We start from the raw sequence: 19,742 nt of genomic DNA on the forward strand, positions 1-19,742 counted from the left end.
CCAGCCCGACGCCATGCCCGCCCCTGATTCCGCATCGCCGCGACCGGAGCGGCCGCCGCTGGCGCGCCTGGTCGGCAAGACCGTGCGCTACGGATTGGCGTCCATCGGACCGGTCGGCAGCGCCGGCGCCCAGTTCGTGGTGTCCGTGCAGCTGCTGCACGTGCTGGATCCCGGGGCCTTCGGGGCGTTCTCGTTCCTGCTGGTGGCCTCCCAGTTCAGCCTGGGACTGTGGAGCGCGCTGTTCTGCGCGCCCATGCCGATCCTGCTGTCGGGCGACGAAGTCCGTGACAGCCCGACGCGGCGCTGCCTGATGTCGACGAACCTGGCGCTGGCGCTCGTCGCCCTCGCGATCTTCGCCGGGCTGGGCGCGGTCCTGCACGCCGATCCCCTGGCCGGCCTGCTGTTCGCCGCCTACGCGATGGCGATGTTGCTGCGGTGGTTCGCGCGCGCCTACGCCTACGCCACGGGCCGGCCATGGCGGACCATGACCTCCGACATCATCTACACCGTCGTGCTGTTGGCCGGCGTCGGTGTGGTGGCTGTCACCCACGCCACCTCCGCCGCGGCGGCCTATGTCAGCCTGGTCGCCGGGGCGGCGCTGAGCCTGGCCCCGTTCGGCCTCCGCTATCTGAAGCAGCAGTTCGGAGAGGTCTCGCTCAAGGCCATCGCCGACTACGGGCGGGTCTGGCGCGAGCATTCCGGCTGGTCCTTGACGGGCGTGCTGACGACGGAGGCCACCGCCAACGCCCACGCCTATATCGTCACCCTGATCAGCGGCGCGACCGCGTTCGCCCCCCTGGCCGCCAGCGCCCTGCTGATGCGGCCGATCAGCGTGGTCACCAACGCCCTGACCGAATTCGAGCGTCCGCAGATGGCCCGCCAGCTGGCGCGGGACGATGGACGCGAGGCGCTGGCCACCATGCGCTTCTTTCGGATCATGCTGATCGCGGCCTGGGCGGCGACCGTGCTCGCGGCGCTGGCCCTGATGCATTATGGACCGACCCTGCTGTTCCCCAAGCAGTACGACAGAAACTATCTGATGATCGGAACCCTGCTGTGGCTGGCCATCGCCGGCGTGCGCACGGCGCGGACGGCCGAAAGCGTCCTGCTCCAGGCCGCCGGCCAGTTCAAGCCGCTGGCCCACGCCAGCATGATCTCGTGCGGCGTTTCCCTGGTCGGGGTCCTGGCGCTGCTGATCCTGGGCGGCCCGCTCTATTCCCTGGGAGGCGTGCTGCTGGGCGAGGCGGTCTTCGCGCTGTGGATCTGGCGGGAGACGGCGCGCTGGCGAAACGGAGCCGGGCGGGCGGTCGCCCTGGCGGAGCTCCAGCCATGAAGCTGACCATCGGCGTCAAGGCCCTGAACGAGGAACAGCGCATCGCCGAGGCGCTGACCAGCGCCCTGCGCGCGGCCGAGCCGTTCGGCGGCGAGGTCGTTCTGGCCGATTCCGGCTCCACCGACCGGACCCTGGAGATCGCCTCGACCCTGCCCGTCCGCATCGTCCAACTGGCTGACCCGTCCGAACGCTCGTGCGGGGCTGGCGCGCAACTGGCCTTCCAGCAGGCGGATGGCGACTATTTCTATCTGCTGGACGGCGACATGGTGCTGGACCCCGGCTTCCTGCCCGCCGCGATCGCGCACCTGGAGGCCAACCCGGACCTGGCGGCGGTCGGCGGCCTGGTCCGCGAGATGAACGTCGAAGGCCACGAGTTCCAGATCCGGGCGAGCGCCGTGAACAACGACCGCAACTGGCGACCGGGCCTGGTCGACCGGCTCGACTGCGGCGGCCTCTACCGCGTGGCGGCCGTGCGCCAGGTCGGCCATTTCGCCGATCGCAATCTGCACGCCTTCGAGGAGTTCGAGCTGGCCGCCCGCCTGAGCGCCCAGGGCTGGAAGCTGGCGCGGATCGACCATCCCGCCGTCGACCACTACGGCCACCAGACCGAGGGCTACCGCATGCTCTGGCGGCGGCTGAAGTCAGGCTATGCGGGCGCGGCCGGCGAGGTGCTGCGCGGCGCGCTGGGCCGGCCGCACCTACCGCTGGTGCTCCGCCGCCTGGGGCACATCCGCAACAGCCTGGCGGTGATGGCCTGGTGGGCGCTGCTGATCGCTTGCCTGGTCGCGCCCTTCCCACTGGCCACGCGCGCCGCGGCCTTCGCCCTGCTGCTGCTGGCGCCGTTGGCGTTGCTGAGCTGGCGACGCGGATCGCCCAGCCTGGGCCTCTATTCCCTGGTCGCCTGGAACGTCGGCGCCTGGAGCCTGATCACCGGCTTCTTCCGGCGACGGGTCGCGCCGGCCCAGGCGCTCGAGGCCGTCACCCTGGCCCAGCCCGCCAGTCGGCATGACTAGTCAGGCCGCGGCGACCCCGCGCTCGATCATTCGTCCAGACATCCAGGCGCTGCGCGCCCTGGCGATCCTGCTCGTCGTGGTGGACCACGCCCACCTGATCTATCTGCCGGGCGGCTTCCTGGGGGTCGACATCTTCTTCGTCATCTCCGGTTACCTGATGATGCGGATCATCGAGGGCGAAGCCGAGGCGGAGCGGTTCAGTTTCCGCGACTTCTACGCACGGCGGATTCGCCGCCTGTTGCCCGCCAGCTATGCGACCCTGGTCGTCACGGCGGCCGTCGCGCCGTTCCTGCTGGACCCGTTCGAAAACGCCAAGTTCGTCCAGCAACTGGCCGGATCCTTTACCTTCACCACCAATTTCGTCCTGTGGCGGCAGATCGACTATTTCGATAGCGGCGCGGCCCTCAAGCCCCTGCTCCACATGTGGTCCCTGGCCATCGAGGAGCAGTACTACCTCATCCTGCCGCTGCTGACGGTGATCTGTCCGCGCCGGCTGCGTCCTTTGGCCGGGGTCCTGTTGACGGCCGCCAGCGCCGTCCTCTGCCTCTATGCCGTCCAGCGCAGCCCGTCAGCGGCGTTCTATTTCATGCCGACCCGCGCCTGGGAGCTGGGCCTGGGGTCGGTGGCCGCGATGATCGTCCGGCGCGGCGTCACGCTGGACAAGGCCGGTTTCTGGCTTCGGCCGCTGTGCGCCCTGACCTTGCTGGTCATCCCCTTCGTCTTCGACCAGCGCGGACATCCTGGTCTCGCCGCCAGCGTCGCCTGCCTGGCGACCGCCAACCTGCTGATCAGCGGCCAGATCGTCCGACCGGCCCGGGCCCTGGCGCCCTTGATCCCGATCGGCGACCGCTCGTACTCGCTCTATCTGGTGCACTGGCCGCTGTTCGCCTTCGCCAACAACGTCTTCGTCGGCCCTGTGCCGTGGGTCGTCAACGCCCTGCTGGTGGTCCTCGCCCTGGTGCTGACCGAGATCCAGTACCGCCTGGTCGAACAGCCGCTGCGACGGTTCAAGGTCGACGGGCGGGCCATCGCCATCCTGATCGCCATCCCTGTCGTGGTCGTCGGCGCCTCGGTGCTGTGGGCGCGCCATACGCCGCATCCGAACCTGGCGGATCGGGACTGGAATGTCGGCCTGGACGAACGCTGCGTGTTCAAGGACGACTTCCGACGCGAATCCGCCTGCCAGAGCGCGCCTGGCGCCAAGACCCTGGTGTGGGGCGACTCGTTCGGCATGCACCTGGCCGGCGGCCTGGCCGAAACCGCGCCGGGCGGCGTGGCCCAGGCGACCCGCACTGTCTGCGGCCCATTCCTCGACATGGCCCCGGTCAACGGCGCGCTCTATCACCGCCCCTGGGCGGAAAGCTGCATGCGCTTCAATCGCCAGGTGCTGGACGACCTGGGCCGACGTCCCGAGATCGACACCGTGGTCCTCTCCAGCGCCCTGACCCAGTACGTGGCCGGCGCCGAAGACGGGGGCTGGCGCGTGCTGGCCCGGACGCCAGGCGGGCTGGAAGAATTCGCCCAGGACGACACGCGGCTGCTGGCCGGCCTCGCCCGCACCGTGGAGGCGCTGCGTCGGCAGGGCAAGCGCGTGGTGCTGGTCGCGCCGCCGCCCTCGGCGCCGTACAATATCGGGCGTTGCGTCGACCGGCTGCACGCCGGGCTGTGGTCGGTCTTTCCGACCGCCAACTGCGCCATCGACCACGACGAGTACACCCGGCGCCGCGCGCCCGTGCTGAAGTTCCTGACGGAGGTGGAAAGGCGGGGAATCGTCCCGGTCATCGGTTTCGACGAGGTTCTCTGCGACGCCCGGCGCTGCCAGGTCGTGAGCGCTGGTCGCTCGCTCTATCTCGACAACGATCACTTCAGCCAGTCGGGGTCTCGGGTCGTGGCGCGGCGGATGAATCTGGGCGTCGAAGTCCGGAACCAGGCCCGATGACCTCGACGGCGCGTCGCGGCCGTCCTATGCCCGGCCTGGCGTCGCCCACCAGCGGGCGCGCGCAATCGGAGCCCGCGCTCGATGTCCATTAGGCGCAATCTGATCTGGAGCGCCGGGGCGCAGCTCCTGTTCTTTGGCCTGCAGTTCGGCACCCAGATCGTGGTCACCCGCCTGCTTTCGCCCTACGAGGTGGGCGTCTACGCCGTGGCCCTGTCCACCAACGGCCTCTTGGCCACCTTGCAGACCTTCAGCCTGCTGAGTCTGCTGGTGCGCGAGCCGGAGCTGGACAAGGCGCTGGTCGACACGGTGTTCACGGTCAACTCCGCGCTGAACATCCTGCTGGCCCTGCTGGTCTACGCCGCCAGCTTTGTCGCCGCGCGGGTCTATTCCGAGCCGGGCGTGGGATCGGTCATGGCCCTGATCGCCGTCGCGCCGCTGGTGAGCATCTTCGAGCTGCGTCCGTCGGGCCTACTGCAGCGCGAACTGCAGTTCTCCAAGATCGCCATGGCCTCGGCCGGCAAGGCGGCCGTGGCGTCGGGCGTCACGATCCTGGGCGTGCTGGCCGGCCACAGCTATATGAGCATGGCCTGGGGGAACCTGGCGGGCGCGATCACCGCCGTGGCCATCCTCAACGCCTTCGGCTTTCGCCACTTCGCGCTGCGCCTGAGCCTGGCCCGCTGGCGCACGGTGATGACCTTCGGCCTGCGGATGGTGGCGATCGGCGGGGTCAACACGCTGTCGACCCGCCTGGGCGAGCTGATCCTCGGGCGGATCCTGGGCCTCGGCGCCCTGGGCCTGTTCTCGCGCGCCGCCTCGCTGCACAGCGTGATCTGGGACAACATCCACACGGTCTTCACCAAGGTGGTCTTCGCCGACCTGGCCGAGCAACAGCGCAAGGCCGGCTCGTTGCGCGACGCCTATCTGGGCATACTGGCCAACATGACCGCCCTGCTCTGGCCCGCCTTCGCCGGCATCGCCGTGCTGTCGGGCCCGCTGGTCCACCTGCTGTACGGTCCCAAATGGACCGGGGCCGCCCCGCTGCTGTCGATGCTGGCCCTGGCCGGCGTGCTGCTGACCTGCGTGACCATGACCTGGGAGGTGTTCGTCATCCGCGACGAGACCAAGCTGCAGGTCAAGATCGAGTACCGCCGCGCCGGCCTGAGCCTGGCCTACTTCACCGGCGGCGCTTTCTTCGGCGGCCTGCTGGGCGCCGCCGCGGCGCGCCTGGCCGACGCGGCGACCGCGATCCTGATGTACCGACCGCCCCTGGCGCGCCTGACGCAGACCACGACCGCCGACGTCGTGCCGATCTATGGCCGCTCGCTGCTGCTGGCCCTGGCGGCGGTCGCGCCCGCCGGCGCCTTGATGCTGGCCGTCCACGGCGACCCGGCCGTCCCCCTTTGGCAGGTGGCCGCCGCCGTCGCCCTGGGCGTGGCGCTTTGGGCCGTCACCCTGGTGCTGTGCCGTCACCCCCTGGTGGAGGAAGGTCGGCGCCTGAAGGGCCGGTTCGCGCGCTCCCGCGCCTGATCCCGCTCAGCCGGGCGAATAGCGTCCGCCGGCCGCCGCGACCAGCAGGTTGCGAGCCCGGTCGCGCCGGCCGGCGCGCAGCTCGCGGAGCACCGCCCGGCCCAGGTTCGGCAGGGCCAGGACCACCAACGCCGGATAGTGCCGCCGCAGGAAGCGGAACTTGCTTCGCGTCAGGTAGAAGTCCGACAGCATCGAGGACTGGCCTTCGTCGCTGGTGCCGATCGACATGCCGACCCGGTGATAGACCTTGGCGGCGTCGCAATAGCCCAGGCGGAAGCGGCCGGCGGCCCGGACCGCCCAGTCGATCTCCTCCCAATAGAGGAAATAGCCCTCGTCCATGTAGCCGACGGTCTCGATCAGGGTCCGCCGCACCAGGGCCGCCGCGCCGTTGACGTAGCTGAGACTGGCCTCGATGGCGGCGGCGTCGACCGGGGCCTCCGCCGAGGTTCCCTTGCCCAGCAGCTCGCAGCGCGCCCGGCCGCGCAGGAAGCGTCCGCCGCCCAGCGACTGCACGCGATCGGGTTTCTCGAGATAGACCACCTTGGCGCCGCAGATGCCGATGGTCGGGTCCTGGGCCGTGCGCTCCAGCAGCTTGGTCAGGGCGTCGGGCTCCACCAGGGTGTCGTTGTTGAGGATCCAGACGTACTCGACGTCGGGTTCGGCCAGGGCCAGGCGGGCGCCGACATTGTTACCCGCCGCATAGCCGCCGTTGCGCCCGGTCTGGACCACCCAGAGCCGGCGGCTCGCGTCGTCGCCGCGCGGCGGGGCGGCCAGGGTCGAGGCCTCCAGCGCCGCCAGGACGAAGGGCCGCATGCCGCGGGCGACGCGCTGCTGGTTCACCGCGGGGAGCTGCTCGGCCAGGCCGGACTGGATCGCCTCGAAGGAGCTGTCGCCGGAGGCGTTGTCGCAGACGATGATGTCCAGGTTCTCGTGGTCCAACCCCGCGGCGCTTAGCGCGCACTGGACGGTGTCGGCGGGCGCCCGCCAATTGAGGATGATCGCAGCGACCCGGGGATTGGCTTGGCCTTGCGTCACGCGAACTCCGCCGTCATCTCGACCTTCCACCTCGTCTCCGATGCGACACGTGCAGGCCGCGCAAGGCTCGCCTAAAGCGGCTTGATGCTCAGATTCCTGAAATTGGCGGCGAAAGGCTCCTTGGCCGCCTCCCGGTAGACGCCTTGCTTCCAGTACGGACCGACGATGTCTTCGAAGCCCAGGGGGCCTTGATAATCGACCAGTCGCTGGCCGTCGCGGAAGACCTGCAGGAAGCCGTCGCCGGACGGGCCGAACTTCACCCGGATGCGCATCCGATACCAGTGGCCGCGCTCGATCGGTCGGCTGTCGGTGTAGTGCGCGTGATAGGTGGTGGTCTCGCGGCTGGCCACGCGGTTGGGATCGTCGCGCGTGATGATCCGCATACGCTCGCCGACCATCTCGATCGCGAACGGCGGGCTATGTCCCGGCTCGCCCGGGTCGGGCGTGGACTGGATCTGGCTGAGGGTCATCCAGCGCGCCGTGTTTGGCGGCCCCGGCTCGATCATCAGATTGAAGGAGACCTCATAGGGTTGGCCGGGCTTCATCCGCAGGGAGGTCGCGATCTCGGAGCGCTCCTTGATCTTGCCGTCGCCGGGCAGGCTGTCGCCGGGACGGACCTCGAAGCGGGCCGAGGCGCCCTTGACGGCGTAGTTCCACGGCTGGCCGGCGTTCTGCACCTGGAAGCGCGGGTTCTCGGCGCGGATCAGTTCGGGGTTGCTTTCGGTGCGCAGGTGACGCGGCACGGACTTGAGTGCGTCGGCCGCGTCGACGACGACCTCCCGTCCCTCCTGCGTGGACATCGCCGCCGCCGCCACGATCGAACCCAGGGCCAAGCTCCCGCCCAAAATCAATGCGATCCATCGGCGCCGCCGCTTCCGTTCGGCGGCATGGGTCTTGAAGTCAGACATGGGGCCTCGCCTGAAAAGGGGCGCGAACTGTCCCTATCGGAACTGCGTCCAACCCGCCGCTAGACACTACAACGCACGACTTTCGCATATACGATCTTAAAAACGAGCATCGCTGGATGAACGGGCAATCACCGCCAGGCTCGACTGAGGGACAGGGACCTATAATGGCGCGCTCCGGCGGCAACAAATTGATTTCCCTGGAGGCTGGGCGCTTTTTCGCCGCCTTGGGCGTCATGTTGTTCCACTACACAGGCGTGATCGCCGACTTTCGCGGCGTGACAGTCTTCGGCGACATCTTCCGGCCGGGCCATGTCGGCGTCCCGTACTTTTTCGTGCTGAGCGGCTTCATCATCTATCACGTCCACCGCGCCGATTTGGGACAGGCCGGCGCTGTGGGGCGGTTCATCGTGAAACGGGCCGTGCGCCTGTTTCCGATGTTCCTGGCCGTTTCCCTGGCCATGCTGCTGGCCTTTCTGGTCAGCCCGTCCATGGCCGGCCAGCGCGAACTGACGCCCCTGGGCGTGGCGGCCGACCTGTTGCTGCTGCCTCACGCCAACGCCATCCTGTCGATTTCCTGGACCCTGCGCCACGAAATGGTGTTCTACGCGCTTTTCGCCCTGGCCCTGTGGTTCGGCCCCAAGGCGTTCTGGGCCATCGGCGCCTGGATCGCGATCAGCATGGCCGCCGGTCTCTACGCCCTGGCCGCTGGCGCGGACACCGTGCCCTGGATGGGATCCTGGTCGGTCGTGACCAGTACGCTGAACCTGGGCTTTGGCCTGGGCATGATCGTGGCGGCCAACGCCGGCGCGCCCGGCGCCTCGCGGCCCTGGCCGCTGATCGGCCTGGGCGGCGGCCTTATGCTGTTGCTGTGCGGCATCGAGTGGATGTTCGGCCGGGGCGTACCGCACGAGGTCGATGTCCTGGGTCCGCTCGGCGCGATCGGGCTGTTGTTGGGCGCGGCGGTGCTGATCGGCGGCCTGGTTCGGCTCGAAGCGACCTGGACCATGCCCGCGCCCGGTTTCTGGAAGGCCGCCGGCGGCTCGTCGTACGTCCTCTACCTGATCCACCAGCCTCTGGCCTCCCTGGCCCTGCGCGTTTTGAAGCGCCTGCCCCTTCCGGCCGAAGCGATGTTCGTGATCCTGGCGCTCTCGGCCGTGGCGACGGCCCTGGTCATCCACCTGACGGTCGAAAAATGGCTGCTCGGCCGCCTATCCGCCTTCGGCCGCGGGAACGAGCCTCGAGCGGTGATCACGGACGCGTCGCTGGCGCTGGCGCCGGCCCCGAGCGCGGGCTTGTCCTTGACGACCCCGCAGCCGCCCGGGCAAAGCCAGGGATAGGTCAGCTGTTCACGCCTTCCCCGCCGAAGACACGCCCCGGCCAAAGCACGGACGCCCCGGTGAAAAGAAAACGAGTTGCGATCGTCATCCCCGAAGGTCTTTCGGGCCACGGCGGGATCGTGCGGGTGACGGCCTATCTGACGCGTCATATCCAGGCGCACATTCCCGACATCGAGACGCACGTCTATCGCTCGCGATACAGCGACAACGCCGTGCTCAAGCACCTCACCGCCCCGTTCGCCCTCGCGGCCTTCGCTGTGAGATGCGCCGCCGGACGCATCGACGTCGCGCACCTCAATGTCGCGCCGCGCGGATCGACCTTGCGCAAGCAACTCTACCAGGGCGTGGCCAAGGCCCTGGGCATGCGGACGGTCCTGCACCTGCACGGCAGCGGCTATGACGAGTTCTACGCCGACCTGCCAGTCAAGCATCAGGCCGCGGTGCGGGCCTTCTTCGCGCGGGCCGACGCGGTCGTGGCCCTGGGCGACCACTGGAAGCGGTTCATGCTGACCGAGCTGCGGTTACCCGCCGCCAAGGTGGTCGAGATCCCCAACGGCGTGCCGGCCGCCCCCGTCGTCGCGCGCCCGCCGAACGCCGTGCCGGCGATCGCCTTCCTGGGCGAGGTGGGCCACCGCAAGGGGGTGGACGTGCTGATCGACGCCTTGGCCCGGCTCAAGGCCGACGGCCTGGCCTTCACCGCCACGATCGGCGGCAATGGCGACCTGGAGACGGCCCGCGCCCACGCCGAGCGCGCGGGCGTGATCGACAGGATCGCCTTTCCGGGCTGGGTGGACGAGGCCGGCGCCGACAAGGTGCTGCGCGGCGCCGACCTGCTGGTCCTGCCCTCCCGCGCCGAGAACCAGCCCGTGGCGATCCTGGAAGCCATGGCCCGCGGGCTTCCCGTCGTGTCCACCCGGATCGGCGGCATTCCCCAGCAGGTCCTCGACGGCGAGACCGGCCTGCTGGTCGAGCCCGACGACGCGGCGCAGCTAGCCCAGGCCCTGGCCGCCCTGATCCTGTCGCCCGAGCGACGCGCCGCCTACGGCCGGGCGGGACTGCGGCGGTTCGAGACGCATTTCTCCGTGGCGGCCTGCGCCGAGCGGTTCGCCGAGCTTTACAGGTCGCTGTGACCGTGTCCGCCGTCCAGGCCAGGCTTCGCGTTCCTGGCGTTGCGCCCAACGGGCGGGCGACCGCAGGCGATTTCCGCCTCGCTCGGGCGTCGTGCGCGGCCCGCCCGCGCCGCGGAGCTCTTCACGCCTTGCCTCGCGCCGGCCGAGCGAAGACAACCGGACCCGCATGATCCAGGAAGCCGCGCCCAACGCCGCCCGCGCCCCCGAGCCCGCCGGTTCGCCAACCGCTTTGACCGGGGCCTACAGGCCGGACATCGACGGCCTGCGCGCGATCGCCGTGCTGGCCGTGGTGGTGTTCCACGCCGGCTTCCACGGACTACTCGGCGGTTTCATCGGCGTGGACGTGTTCTTCGTCATTTCCGGCTACCTGATCGGCGGCCAGGTCTTTCGCGAAGCCGTCGCCGGCGAGTTTCGGTTCTCGCGGTTCTACGCCCGGCGGGTTCGGCGCATCCTGCCGGCCCTCTACGTGCTGCTGACCATCCTGTTCGGCTTGGGCGCCTTACTGCTGACGCCGCTCGAGCTGCGGGAACTGGGCAAGGAGGCCTTCGCCGCCGTCTTCGGCGCCTCCAACCTCCTGTTCTTCACCGCCGGCGGCTATTTCGACCCGGCCTCCGACCACCTGCCGCTGCTGATGAGCTGGTCGCTGGGCGTCGAGGAGCAGTTCTACATCGTCTTCCCGATCCTGGTGCTGCTGTGCCTGAGGATCAGGCCGCGGCTGTTCATGCCGATCCTGATCCTGGGGACCGTGGTCTCGTTCGCCGGCTCGATCGCGCTGACGCACCTGAACCCGAAGGCCGCCTTCTACCTGCTGCCGACCCGCGCCTGGGAACTGGGCCTGGGCGCGATCCTGGCGCTGTCCGAACGCCGGGCGAACACCTGGACGATCCCGCGACCGATCGCCGACCTGGCGGCGATCGCCGCCGTGGCGGCCCTGGTGGCGGCCATGGCGCTCTACCAGCCCACCTACGCCTTCCCCGGCTGGTACGTCCTGATCCCGACGGTCGCCACGGCGATCCTGATCGCCGCCCCCGGCAGCCTGTTCAACCGCCAGGTCCTGTCCTGGAGCCCCTTCGTCTTCGTCGGCAAGATCTCCTATTCCTGGTACCTGTGGCACTGGCCGCTGTTCTTCCTGAACCGGATCCTTGCTCCGGACGGCAAGGGCCTGCCGCCGATCGCGCTGCTGGTGCTGTCCCTGGTCCCGGCCGTGGCCTCCTGGCGGTGGGTGGAGCAGCCCTTCCGTCGCCGTGTCCTCGGGGAGAAGGCCGTTTTGGTGCGCTACGGCGCGGTCGCGGTGCTGATCGCGCTGCCCGCCCTGCTCTTCTTCCTGACCGACGGCTGGCCGGGCCGGTTCTCGCCGGCCGTGCGACAGATGTCCCGGACGGTCAGCGAGGCCCGGGCCGACCGCTGCCTGGCGCCCTACGGGGCCGTATCGCCGCAGGATCCGGCGACCTGCCTGCCGGCTTTCGCGGGTCCTCGCGTCCTGGTGCTGGGCGACAGCCATGGCAGCGCGATCGCGCCCGGCTTCAAGGCGCTGGCGGCCCGCGAGGGCTTCGGCTTTGGCCAGATCACCAAGTCCTCGTGCCCGCCGCTGTGGGGCTTCGCCCGGGAGGAGCCGGGCCGCACAGGTCACCTGGCGCAATGCCAGGCCTTCCAGCGCGAGGCCTTCGCCTATGTCGAGCGCCACCCCGAGATCGAGGTGGTCGTGCTGGCCGGCTATTGGCCCTCGGACATGAGCCTGACCGACGATAGGGGCGCGACCGTTCCGTTGGCCGACGCCCTGGACGCCACGGTGGCGCGCCTGACGGCGGCCGGGCGGCGCGTGATCCTGGTCGACGACCTCCCGTCCTTCCGGTTCGATCCCTACAGCCGCGTCGTCGGCGACATGATCCCCGCCAGAGCAGCGGCGCAGCGCTGGTTCGCACGCACGCCCGGCGTATTCGCCGCCCGCGGCGAAGAGATCTTCGAGGATCCCGCCACGCCCCTCCTGCGCTCGGTCGCGAACGCGCGCCCGGGCGTCACCTTCTTCGATACGAAAGCGCGGCTGTGCGGACAGGAAGGCTGCCGCTACGGCGCGCCCGACACGCTCTACTATTTCGACTTCCAGCACCTGACCGCGACGGGGGCCGGCGCGGCCACGGAAGGTTTCAGCTTGCGCACGCCGCCGGCGGCTCTGGAGCGGATCGAGCGCCGTTGACCCGGCGGTGCGCACTGATTGGACGACGCGACCATCGCGGCGACCTGAAGGCGCCCCGATGTTGCCTGACTTGATGCGCACTGATACCAATTCGCCGCGATCGGAAGCGATCGCCGCGCCGTCCTTCAGCCACTCCAGTAAAGCCGATTTCGTGCAAACGACCGCCACACCGAAGCCATGGCTGGCCAGGCTGGCGACAACGATCGCGCTGGTGATATTCCTGATCGCGTTCGTGGCGCACCAGGGCCGGATCAGCTTCTACGCCGGTCCCAACGGTCGCACGGTCGCCCTGGGCCTGGAGCTGCTGGCCCTTGGCCTGGCCTCGGCCATCTGCATCGTCCATCGCCAGTACGGCATCGTCCTGTGGAGCGTGGTCGCGACCATCTACGCCGCGTCGCAGGTCTATTGGTTCTCGACCGCCTGGGGGCGCGACGCCAACCTCAACGCCATATCCGTCTATATCGGGCTCTTCTCCTCGGTGATCTTCGTCGCCGCCCTGGTCAACCTCGAGCGCAAGACCCTGATCAACGTCCTGTTCGGGGTGGCGCTGGTCTACGCTCTTTTCTATCTGGCGCTCAGTCTCGGCCTTGGAGGCCTGAAGGCGCCGACGGATCCCGGCGCGGAAAAGCTGTTCATCGCCGCCGACCTGCGGCTTGGCCGCCCCTCGCGCTTCGCGATGATGTCGTCCCTGATGGTGTTCGGCCTATGCCTGTCGTTCACCCGAGCCTTCGTCGCCAAGAAGTGGCTCTATCTGTTGACCTTCGGCCTGTTCGCGGCCGGCATCTGGCTTTCCTACTTCCGCGCGGTCACCGCGGTCACGATCTTCGCCCTCGTCACCTATGTCGTGCTGCGAAACACCAGGCGGGTCGGAGTCCTCTGCTTCCTGGCCTTCTTCGTCGTGTCCCTGGTGTTGATCATCGGCCTGAACGATCAAGCGTTCCGGCCCTACGACATGTTCGGCAACAACGACTCCTCGGCCACGATCCGCTCGCTGTCCTACGAGGCCACCAAGTACTTCGCGCGGGACTACTGGCTGTTCGGCGTCGGGCTGGCCAGCAGCCGCGACGACACCATCAACCTGATGGCGACGACCACCTTCTTCTTCTCGGATATCGGCGCGGTGGGGGTTTTCTACACCGGTGGCGTCATCGGGCTGATCATCTTCATGGTCATCAGCGCCATCAGCGCCTTTTCCGGCTTCTTCCTCCAGGCCCTGGGCTTCGAGCGGGCGGACGCCGACGGTCTGGCCTTGGCCGGTTGCGCCTGCACCCTTCTGGGCGTCATCGCCCCAGACCTGTGGTCTGGATCCTCGACCGTGCTGTCGGCGATCTTCATCGCCGCCTACTATGTCTATCTGAAGAAGCGGCCGACGCACCCGCCGCGACTCCTGCCCTGGCTAGGGGGCGGAGTTCGGTACCCCTCGTTCGCCCCGCGCGCGCTTGCCCCAGAGATCCTGGAAACGTCCCTTCAAGCGCAGGAAAGGTTGCTCGATCAGCCCATAGGACAGGTGCGCGGCCACGAGTGAGGCCACGACCGTCACGACGTCGGTGAGCCGCGAACGCACGCCCGCGAACGAAAAGATCATCAGGATCGGATAGTGCCAGAGGTAAAGACTGTAGGACCTCTTGCCTATCCACAGTGCGAACGGCGACTTCAGCCACGGGACGAACGGGGCGCGATCGTCCACGGCCAGGGCCACCAGCCAGGCCGCGCAAAGCGCCACCAAGGTGAAACCGCCATACGCCAGGAGCGGCGCGGACCAGGGCGTCGAAACCGCGACCACGGCCAGGCAAAGCAGTGGAACGGGCCAAAGCTTGAGCAGGATGGCCGGCAGGCGCCGCACCCCCGACAGGGCCAGGGCCGCGCCCAGCAGCAGGCCATCAGCGCGCGTGTCTGTCCCATTATACAGGCGATCGGCGCTGGCGCCGTCCCAGGCCAGGAAGCCTCGCCAGGCCGCCAGGGCCAGCATCGCCCCGATCAGCACCATCGCGTATCGCCGACGATCGAGCCGTCCGGCCGTCGCGTTCAGCAGCAGCGGCCAAACCAGGTAGAACTGCTCCTCCACGCTCAGCGACCAGGCGTGGCCCAGGAAGCCTCCCCCCGTCCAGCCGGCCGCCCTGGCCCAATTCATGATGCTGGCCAAGGTGTAGAGCACGTTGCGCAACTCGCCCCAGAGGTCCAGCCGCCTGGCTACAAGGGATCCGGCCAGCAGCGCCGCCACGACGAAGAGCGACACCCCGAGCAAGGCCGGCATGATCCGCAGGAAACGCCTGAGATAGAAGTCGCGCAGCGATGCGCGTCCGTCGCGATCGATTTCCTCGACCAGCAGGCCCGTGATCAGGAAGCCGCTGATGACGAAGAAGATATCGACGCCGATGTGCCCGCCGACCAGGATCCGTGGTCCGAAACAATGGTCGATCACGACCGCCGACACCGCCACGGCGCGGAGCCCGTCGATCTGCGGCAGGTAGCGTCCCATTCGGGCTCCAACATCAGGGAAGAGGTTTCTGACTATCGCGCCCGGGGCGTGTTGGAAAGCGATGGCGCCCGGTGGAACACCCTGACGGCCGGACCACGCCGGGAATGCGCGGTTCAAAGGCCGACCGTGCGTTCCCGCGCGATCGAGGCGACGGATTATTGGCGGAAGCCTTCGTCGCGCGATAAGGCTCTGGCGCCGGCCCAGTCCGACTGGGCCGGCGCCATTCCATTCGAATATCGGGGTCGCCACCGTTGAAGCGGATCGTCGTCTATACGCGCGCCTGGCGCTCGGGGGTCGGCCTCTACGCCCAAGGGCTTGTAGAAGGCCTGGCGGCGGGAAGCCAGGTCTTGTTCATCGCGCCGGCTGGCTATCCGGAAGACCGCACCGCCAATCTGGGCAATGTCCGGCGCGTCCGCCCGGTCCGGGAACTCGTCGACGGCGGCTCGCGCCCGCGGCGTGCGTTCCTTTCGTTGGCCCGCGTGGCGGGGGGCCTGGGCGCGCTGCTGGCGGCGCGCCTCGTCAGCAACCGTTTCATCATCAGCATCCCCGACCCGTTCGTCTTCGCGATCTGGCCGTTGATGCTGCTGCGGCTGACCGGCGCCAGGGTCGTCTTCGTCTGCCACGATCCCGAGCCCCATTCCTGGAGCCTACCCGCGCGCTGGCGCTGGCTGGAGCGCACGGGGTATCGGCTCATCTACGGCTGCGCCTCGGTGATCGTCGTGCTGTCGGAAGCGGGCCGGGCCCCGCTGGTCCGGTTGTTCGACGTGCCCACCGACAAGATCGTGGTGACGCCGCATGGCGCCTTCGACGTTCCCGCCGCGGGACCGGCGCCGGGCTCCAACCTGCTGTTGGCTTTCGGCACGATCCGCCGGAACAAGCAGGTCGCCCTGGCGATGGAGGCTGTCATCGCCGCGCGCTCGGCCGGCTGCCCCGTCCGGATGATCGTGGCCGGAGGCAGGGACCCCAACGACCCGACCTATCTCGACGAATGCCAGGCGATCGCCGCGCGCTGCCCCGACGGCCTGACCATGGAGACGGGCTTCATCGCGGACGAGCGGGTCGACGAACTGCTCGCGGCCTGCGACGCCCTGCTCATGCCCTACACCGACTTCAATTCGCAAAGCGGCGTGGCCGTGATCGCGGGGATGGCGGGCCGACCCGTCATCGCGGCGCCGGCGGGCGGCATCGCCGATCTGATCGCCGCCGGCCTCGCGGCGGTCGAGATCCCCACGCCCGTCGACCTCGATGGCGTCACCCGGTCGATCCTGGCCTTCTACGCCACGCCCAAGGCCGAGTGGTCCGACCGGGCGGCTCGCGGCCGCGTCCTGCTGGGCCAAGCCCTCGCCTGGCCGCGGATCGGGCGACAGCTGGCCGAACTGTTCGACTGACGCCGTTCAGGGGCGAAGAATAAAGTCGCGCAGCCGGTCCGTGAAACTGGCCGGCGCATGCGGCGACAATCTCTCCGAGCCCGTCAACTCGGCCAGGCGGGTCAGATGCTCGACCAGGCTGAGTTCGTCGGACGCGACATAGATCCCTGGAACGGCCTTGAAACGCTCGGCGGTCGCCAGCTGGTGCCCATTGCGATGTTCGCCGCGCCGGTGATCGCGGGCCATGATGATGATCGGCTTGCCGTATTCCAACGCCGTCAGGATCGACCCCATCCCCGCGTGGCTGATCATGATCGTGGCGTTCAATTGCAGTTCCTGAAAGGCCTGGGGGGCCAGGAACGGGAAGGCCTTCAGCGAGCGCGGCACATAGGTCGAAGGACCGATCTGCGCGACCACGTCCGATCGCCCGGTGGCGACCGCCCAGTCGTCGACCGTCCGCACCAGCCTGTCGAACGGAAGTTGGGTGCCTACGGACAGCAGTATCAAATGACCGACCCGAAGCATTGCACGTCCGGATAGGCGTCCGTGAGGTGGGGCCATTGGGTCAAGCACAGGTCCACGTGCTTGCGCACGAGCCGGCCGGACAGGGAAAGCTTCTCGGAATTGGCGATGCTGTCGATCCAGATGGTCCGCGCGCCCAGCAGCTTGCCCAGCCGCACGGCGAAGACGCCAGGCGCGGCGCCCGTGGTCACGATCGTGGACGGGCGGAACTTCAGCACGATGAACAGCACCTGCGCGAACATGACCAGCAGGGCCATGGGATCCGTCTGGGACCCGTCTCTCACGATGGCGACCGGCCGGCCGCCGCAAGGCGCGCGCGCGCCCTTGAGCGTCGTGACGCATTGTACGTCGAACCCCTCGAAGGCCGCGACCAGCCGCGAAAGCTGGACCCAATGCCCCCCGGCGGACGCGACGAGAAGGAGTCTTGGCGACCTCATGGTCGCAGGGGCCCTGCCGGGCTCGGTCGGCCCGACCCCAATCCTGCCTCCGCACGTAGCGGGCGGTCGATCATGGCCTCATCATTCCCCAAAGGTGTTCTGCGGACCCGACGCCAAGCCTTCCCACTGGCGAGTATAAGCAAGGCTCGGCCTTAAGAAATGCCATCGAGACATTTTGGCTCGAAATTGAGGCCGAGCGCGCTTCATGATCCCAAAAAATAGCACTCTTCACCGCCTCTAAACGTGTAAGGCTCAGCTTTACACGCGGAAGGCTGCCCAAACCGCCATCCAGACCCCTTGAAGCCGAGATAGACACGACCGAACACATCCTTGTCTGCGTCCATGACGACGACTTCATCAAGAGCGCCGACGGGAAACTCGCCGATCCGCACCCAGTTCACCGCATTGTCTATCGATCGCCACACACCGTAGCGACCGTCAATCCGCCCTGTAACATAAATGGCCGGATAATCATGTTCGGGCGCGGCCTTGCCGAAGGCGATGTCATGCGCCGCCTGTACGCGACGCAGCGCGACCCAGGTCCGACCGCCGTCGACGGACCGCCGCAGGGCTCTATCGCCCGGGTCGGATACGCCCGAAGTGAAGAAGAGATGGCCCGCATGGCCCGGAACGACCCTGAGCTTGGCGCTGTAGCGGCTGCCGGGCGCGATCTCGCCCTTGTAGATCCTCGACCAGTCGGCGCCGCCATCCCGGGTGACCCACAGGCCCGCGAGACCCGGATTGAGACCATCGCCGCTGTGGGCCAGGTAGAAGGTCCTGGCCAACACCTTGTCGGCGGCCAGCGTCTTGCGGTGGAAGTAATAGTCGGCGTGCGAACCGGTATCGGGCAGCCGCTCGCCGGGCAAGACCACCCGTCGCCAGGTCCGCCCCATGTCGGTGGTGTAGAAGGGCGATCGGTTGTGGGTGGGCGCCCAGACGATGTTGCGCGCATCGTCGGCCGCGACCGCGATCGTTCCGAACGCCATGCGCCAGGGATCGGACAGCGCCGTTCCGGGCGGTCGTGGCAAGGTCGCGAACTTCGACCAGGTCTTGCCGCCATCCTCGCTGTAGCCCGCCAGCACGGCGTCGCCGTCCTCCGAGCAGCAGTCGGTGCGGGTGTCCGAGGCGTTCGTGACGAAAAAGCCAGGTTGGGCCGGCGTCCAGTCCAGCTGCTGCGCGGCGATCAGCACCCGCTCCCTGGGGCCGTAGCCGGTCGAAAACTTCCCCAGATCGTCGCGTCGATGGATGCCGAAATCCCAGGCCGCGAACAGCGGCAGCTGGCCCGGCGCGGCGCTGACGTCGTTGGCGACCAGTTCCTCGATGCCCCGGGTCTGGCTTTCCCATGTAATGTTTCCCAGAGGCCGCGCGATATCGCCGAAATAGACGCCTGTGCCGGCGGCGTTCCAGAGCCGGCCTCGGACCACGGGATCGAACACCACCTGGCCCGTGGCGAAGTAGCCTTGATCGGCCACGCGCAGCCAGGGCGGGTCACCCTTCCCGACCCGCGCGCCGGTGAGGACGCGAGACCACCGCCGCCCTCCATCGTCGCTGCGGATCGCATGACCGCCTTCGTCGAAGACGTAGATCGAACCATCGGCCGGGTTGACGGCGACGCTGCCGAACGGCGCCGGGGTCACGCCGGCCGTCCGCGTGAGGTCTTCCCAAGCCCCTCCCGAGAACTTCCAGATTTTCTTTTGGTCGTGATCGACGCCGTAGAACGCACCGTCGAGGCCGAAGGCGCCGTGGCGCAGGCTGGTCGGCTGAGGATCCCGCGGTGAGACGAGGGGCTCGAAGGTGCGGCCGCCGTCAAGCGAACGCGAGACCCCGTTCCCGGCCGACATTACCCAGATCTGCGCGCCGTCCGGCGAGAACCACACGACCAGCCCTGGCCTGGGCGCCACCGCCGCGCGCCCGGGGCCGAGCCCGCCCGGCGCCGTCGCAACCCTGGCCCAGTCGCGGCCGCCGTTTTCCGATCGCCACAAACCGTCGTTCGGGGCGCCCAGGAGCACGAGGTCGCGATCCCGGGGCGACACGCTCATGAACGGGCCATAGTGCCGAAAGGGACTATTGGCGTCGAAGGTCATCGGCTGAAGGCTGGTCCGAACGAAGCTGCGCCCGCGGTCGCTCGACCGATAGACCCCGCCGTGGATCGCCATGTAGATCCGATCCGGATCGGAGGGCGCGACCGCCACTTCGTAGACGCCTTCGTTCAGCGTCATCGGCTTGTGATCCTCCGAGGGCATGCTCGCCGTCGTGACCAGTTGAAGCCAGCGGTTCGCCTCGGGTTGCCAGAGATAGGCGCCATAGACGTCGGTTCTGACAGTGCGGGTCAAACCCCTTGCGTCGGCGCTGTATCCCGTGATGAAGCCCCCGCCTCCGATCGCCACCGGGCGCCACGAATAGGCTTGGGCGGTAGCCTCCGCCACCGGCGGCGCGACAACCCTCGTCGAAGCGGTACCAGGACCCCCCGATTGGTCCGCGGCCAGGGCGAGAAGAGCCAGGAAGAGCGCCGAAAGCATTA

General features: G+C 68.6%; 14 protein-coding genes and 1 pseudogene. 9 read left to right on the forward strand and 6 right to left on the reverse strand.

Going from position 1 to position 19,742, the window contains the following annotated elements:
• Positions 1–13: 13 nt before the first annotated feature.
• From ACSQ2G_RS06445 to ACSQ2G_RS06460, 4 genes are all read left to right on the forward strand, one after another.
• Complete coding sequence (locus ACSQ2G_RS06445; protein ID WP_436029283.1) at positions 14–1,333, forward strand: hypothetical protein; 1,320 nt, start codon at positions 14–16, stop codon at positions 1,331–1,333.
• Entirely contained in the window at positions 1,330–2,346 is a 1,017-nt protein-coding gene (locus tag ACSQ2G_RS06450; RefSeq protein WP_436029284.1) for a glycosyltransferase family 2 protein, read from the forward strand. Before ACSQ2G_RS06445 ends, ACSQ2G_RS06450 begins: the two co-directional genes overlap by 4 nt.
• Positions 2,339–4,285 carry an acyltransferase family protein gene (locus tag ACSQ2G_RS06455; protein WP_436029286.1) on the forward strand — a complete coding sequence of 649 codons (1,947 nt, stop codon included), beginning with the start codon at positions 2,339–2,341 and terminating at the stop codon, positions 4,283–4,285. Before ACSQ2G_RS06450 ends, ACSQ2G_RS06455 begins: the two co-directional genes overlap by 8 nt.
• Positions 4,286–4,366: 81 nt before the next feature.
• Positions 4,367–5,812 (forward strand): oligosaccharide flippase family protein, encoded by a 1,446-nt coding sequence (locus tag ACSQ2G_RS06460; protein WP_436029288.1) that lies wholly within the window; start codon positions 4,367–4,369, stop codon positions 5,810–5,812.
• 6 nt (positions 5,813–5,818) lie between these two features.
• On the opposite strand, the gene ACSQ2G_RS06465 is transcribed toward ACSQ2G_RS06460, so the two are convergent.
• Together ACSQ2G_RS06465 and ACSQ2G_RS06470 are read right to left on the reverse strand one after the other, a co-directional pair.
• Positions 5,819–6,847 (reverse strand): glycosyltransferase family 2 protein, encoded by a 1,029-nt coding sequence (locus ACSQ2G_RS06465; protein ID WP_436029290.1) that lies wholly within the window; start codon positions 6,845–6,847, stop codon positions 5,819–5,821.
• A 71-nt stretch (positions 6,848–6,918) separates the two neighbouring features.
• Complete coding sequence (locus ACSQ2G_RS06470; RefSeq protein WP_436029292.1) at positions 6,919–7,680, reverse strand: polysaccharide lyase; 762 nt, start codon at positions 7,678–7,680, stop codon at positions 6,919–6,921.
• 239 nt (positions 7,681–7,919) lie between these two features.
• Here ACSQ2G_RS06470 and ACSQ2G_RS06475 point away from each other — a divergent pair, with 239 nt between their 5' ends.
• The 4 genes and pseudogenes from ACSQ2G_RS06475 to ACSQ2G_RS06490 all read left to right on the forward strand — a co-directional run.
• A complete protein-coding gene (locus ACSQ2G_RS06475) occupies positions 7,920–9,092 on the forward strand; it encodes an acyltransferase family protein (protein WP_436029294.1) in 1,173 nt (390 codons plus the stop codon).
• Positions 9,093–9,151: 59 nt separating this feature from the next.
• Positions 9,152–10,222 carry a glycosyltransferase family 4 protein gene (locus tag ACSQ2G_RS06480; RefSeq protein WP_436029296.1) on the forward strand — a complete coding sequence of 357 codons (1,071 nt, stop codon included), beginning with the start codon at positions 9,152–9,154 and terminating at the stop codon, positions 10,220–10,222.
• A 166-nt stretch (positions 10,223–10,388) separates the two neighbouring features.
• Positions 10,389–12,416 carry an acyltransferase family protein gene (locus tag ACSQ2G_RS06485; RefSeq protein ID WP_436029297.1) on the forward strand — a complete coding sequence of 676 codons (2,028 nt, stop codon included), beginning with the start codon at positions 10,389–10,391 and terminating at the stop codon, positions 12,414–12,416.
• Between the two features lie 691 nt (positions 12,417–13,107).
• Positions 13,108–13,572: pseudogene (locus ACSQ2G_RS06490) on the forward strand (O-antigen ligase family protein); the annotation flags it as partial.
• A gap of 240 nt (positions 13,573–13,812) precedes the next feature.
• Here ACSQ2G_RS06490 and ACSQ2G_RS06495 read toward each other — a convergent pair.
• A complete protein-coding gene (locus ACSQ2G_RS06495) occupies positions 13,813–14,895 on the reverse strand; it encodes an acyltransferase family protein (protein WP_436029299.1) in 1,083 nt (360 codons plus the stop codon).
• 251 nt (positions 14,896–15,146) lie between these two features.
• Between ACSQ2G_RS06495 and ACSQ2G_RS06500 the strand changes: the two genes are divergently transcribed.
• On the forward strand, positions 15,147–16,283 hold the full coding sequence (locus ACSQ2G_RS06500; RefSeq protein WP_436029300.1) for a glycosyltransferase: 1,137 nt from the start codon (positions 15,147–15,149) through the stop codon (positions 16,281–16,283).
• Positions 16,284–16,289: 6 nt separating this feature from the next.
• Here ACSQ2G_RS06500 and ACSQ2G_RS06505 read toward each other — a convergent pair whose 3' ends face one another.
• The 3 genes from ACSQ2G_RS06505 to ACSQ2G_RS06515 form a co-directional block, all read right to left on the reverse strand.
• Positions 16,290–16,769, reverse strand: a complete 480-nt coding sequence (locus tag ACSQ2G_RS06505; protein ID WP_436029302.1) for a glycosyltransferase — start codon at positions 16,767–16,769, stop codon at positions 16,290–16,292.
• Positions 16,766–17,221, reverse strand: a complete 456-nt coding sequence (locus tag ACSQ2G_RS06510; protein WP_436029304.1) for a glucuronosyltransferase — start codon at positions 17,219–17,221, stop codon at positions 16,766–16,768. The genes ACSQ2G_RS06505 and ACSQ2G_RS06510 overlap by 4 nt, the downstream gene beginning before the upstream one ends.
• A gap of 203 nt (positions 17,222–17,424) precedes the next feature.
• A complete protein-coding gene (locus ACSQ2G_RS06515; protein ID WP_436029305.1) occupies positions 17,425–19,740 on the reverse strand; it encodes a hypothetical protein in 2,316 nt (771 codons plus the stop codon).
• Between the last annotated feature and the right edge of the window lie 2 nt (positions 19,741–19,742).

It is taken from the genome of Caulobacter sp. LjRoot300 (genome assembly GCF_964253875.1).
In the GTDB taxonomy this organism is placed as follows: domain Bacteria; phylum Pseudomonadota; class Alphaproteobacteria; order Caulobacterales; family Caulobacteraceae; genus Caulobacter.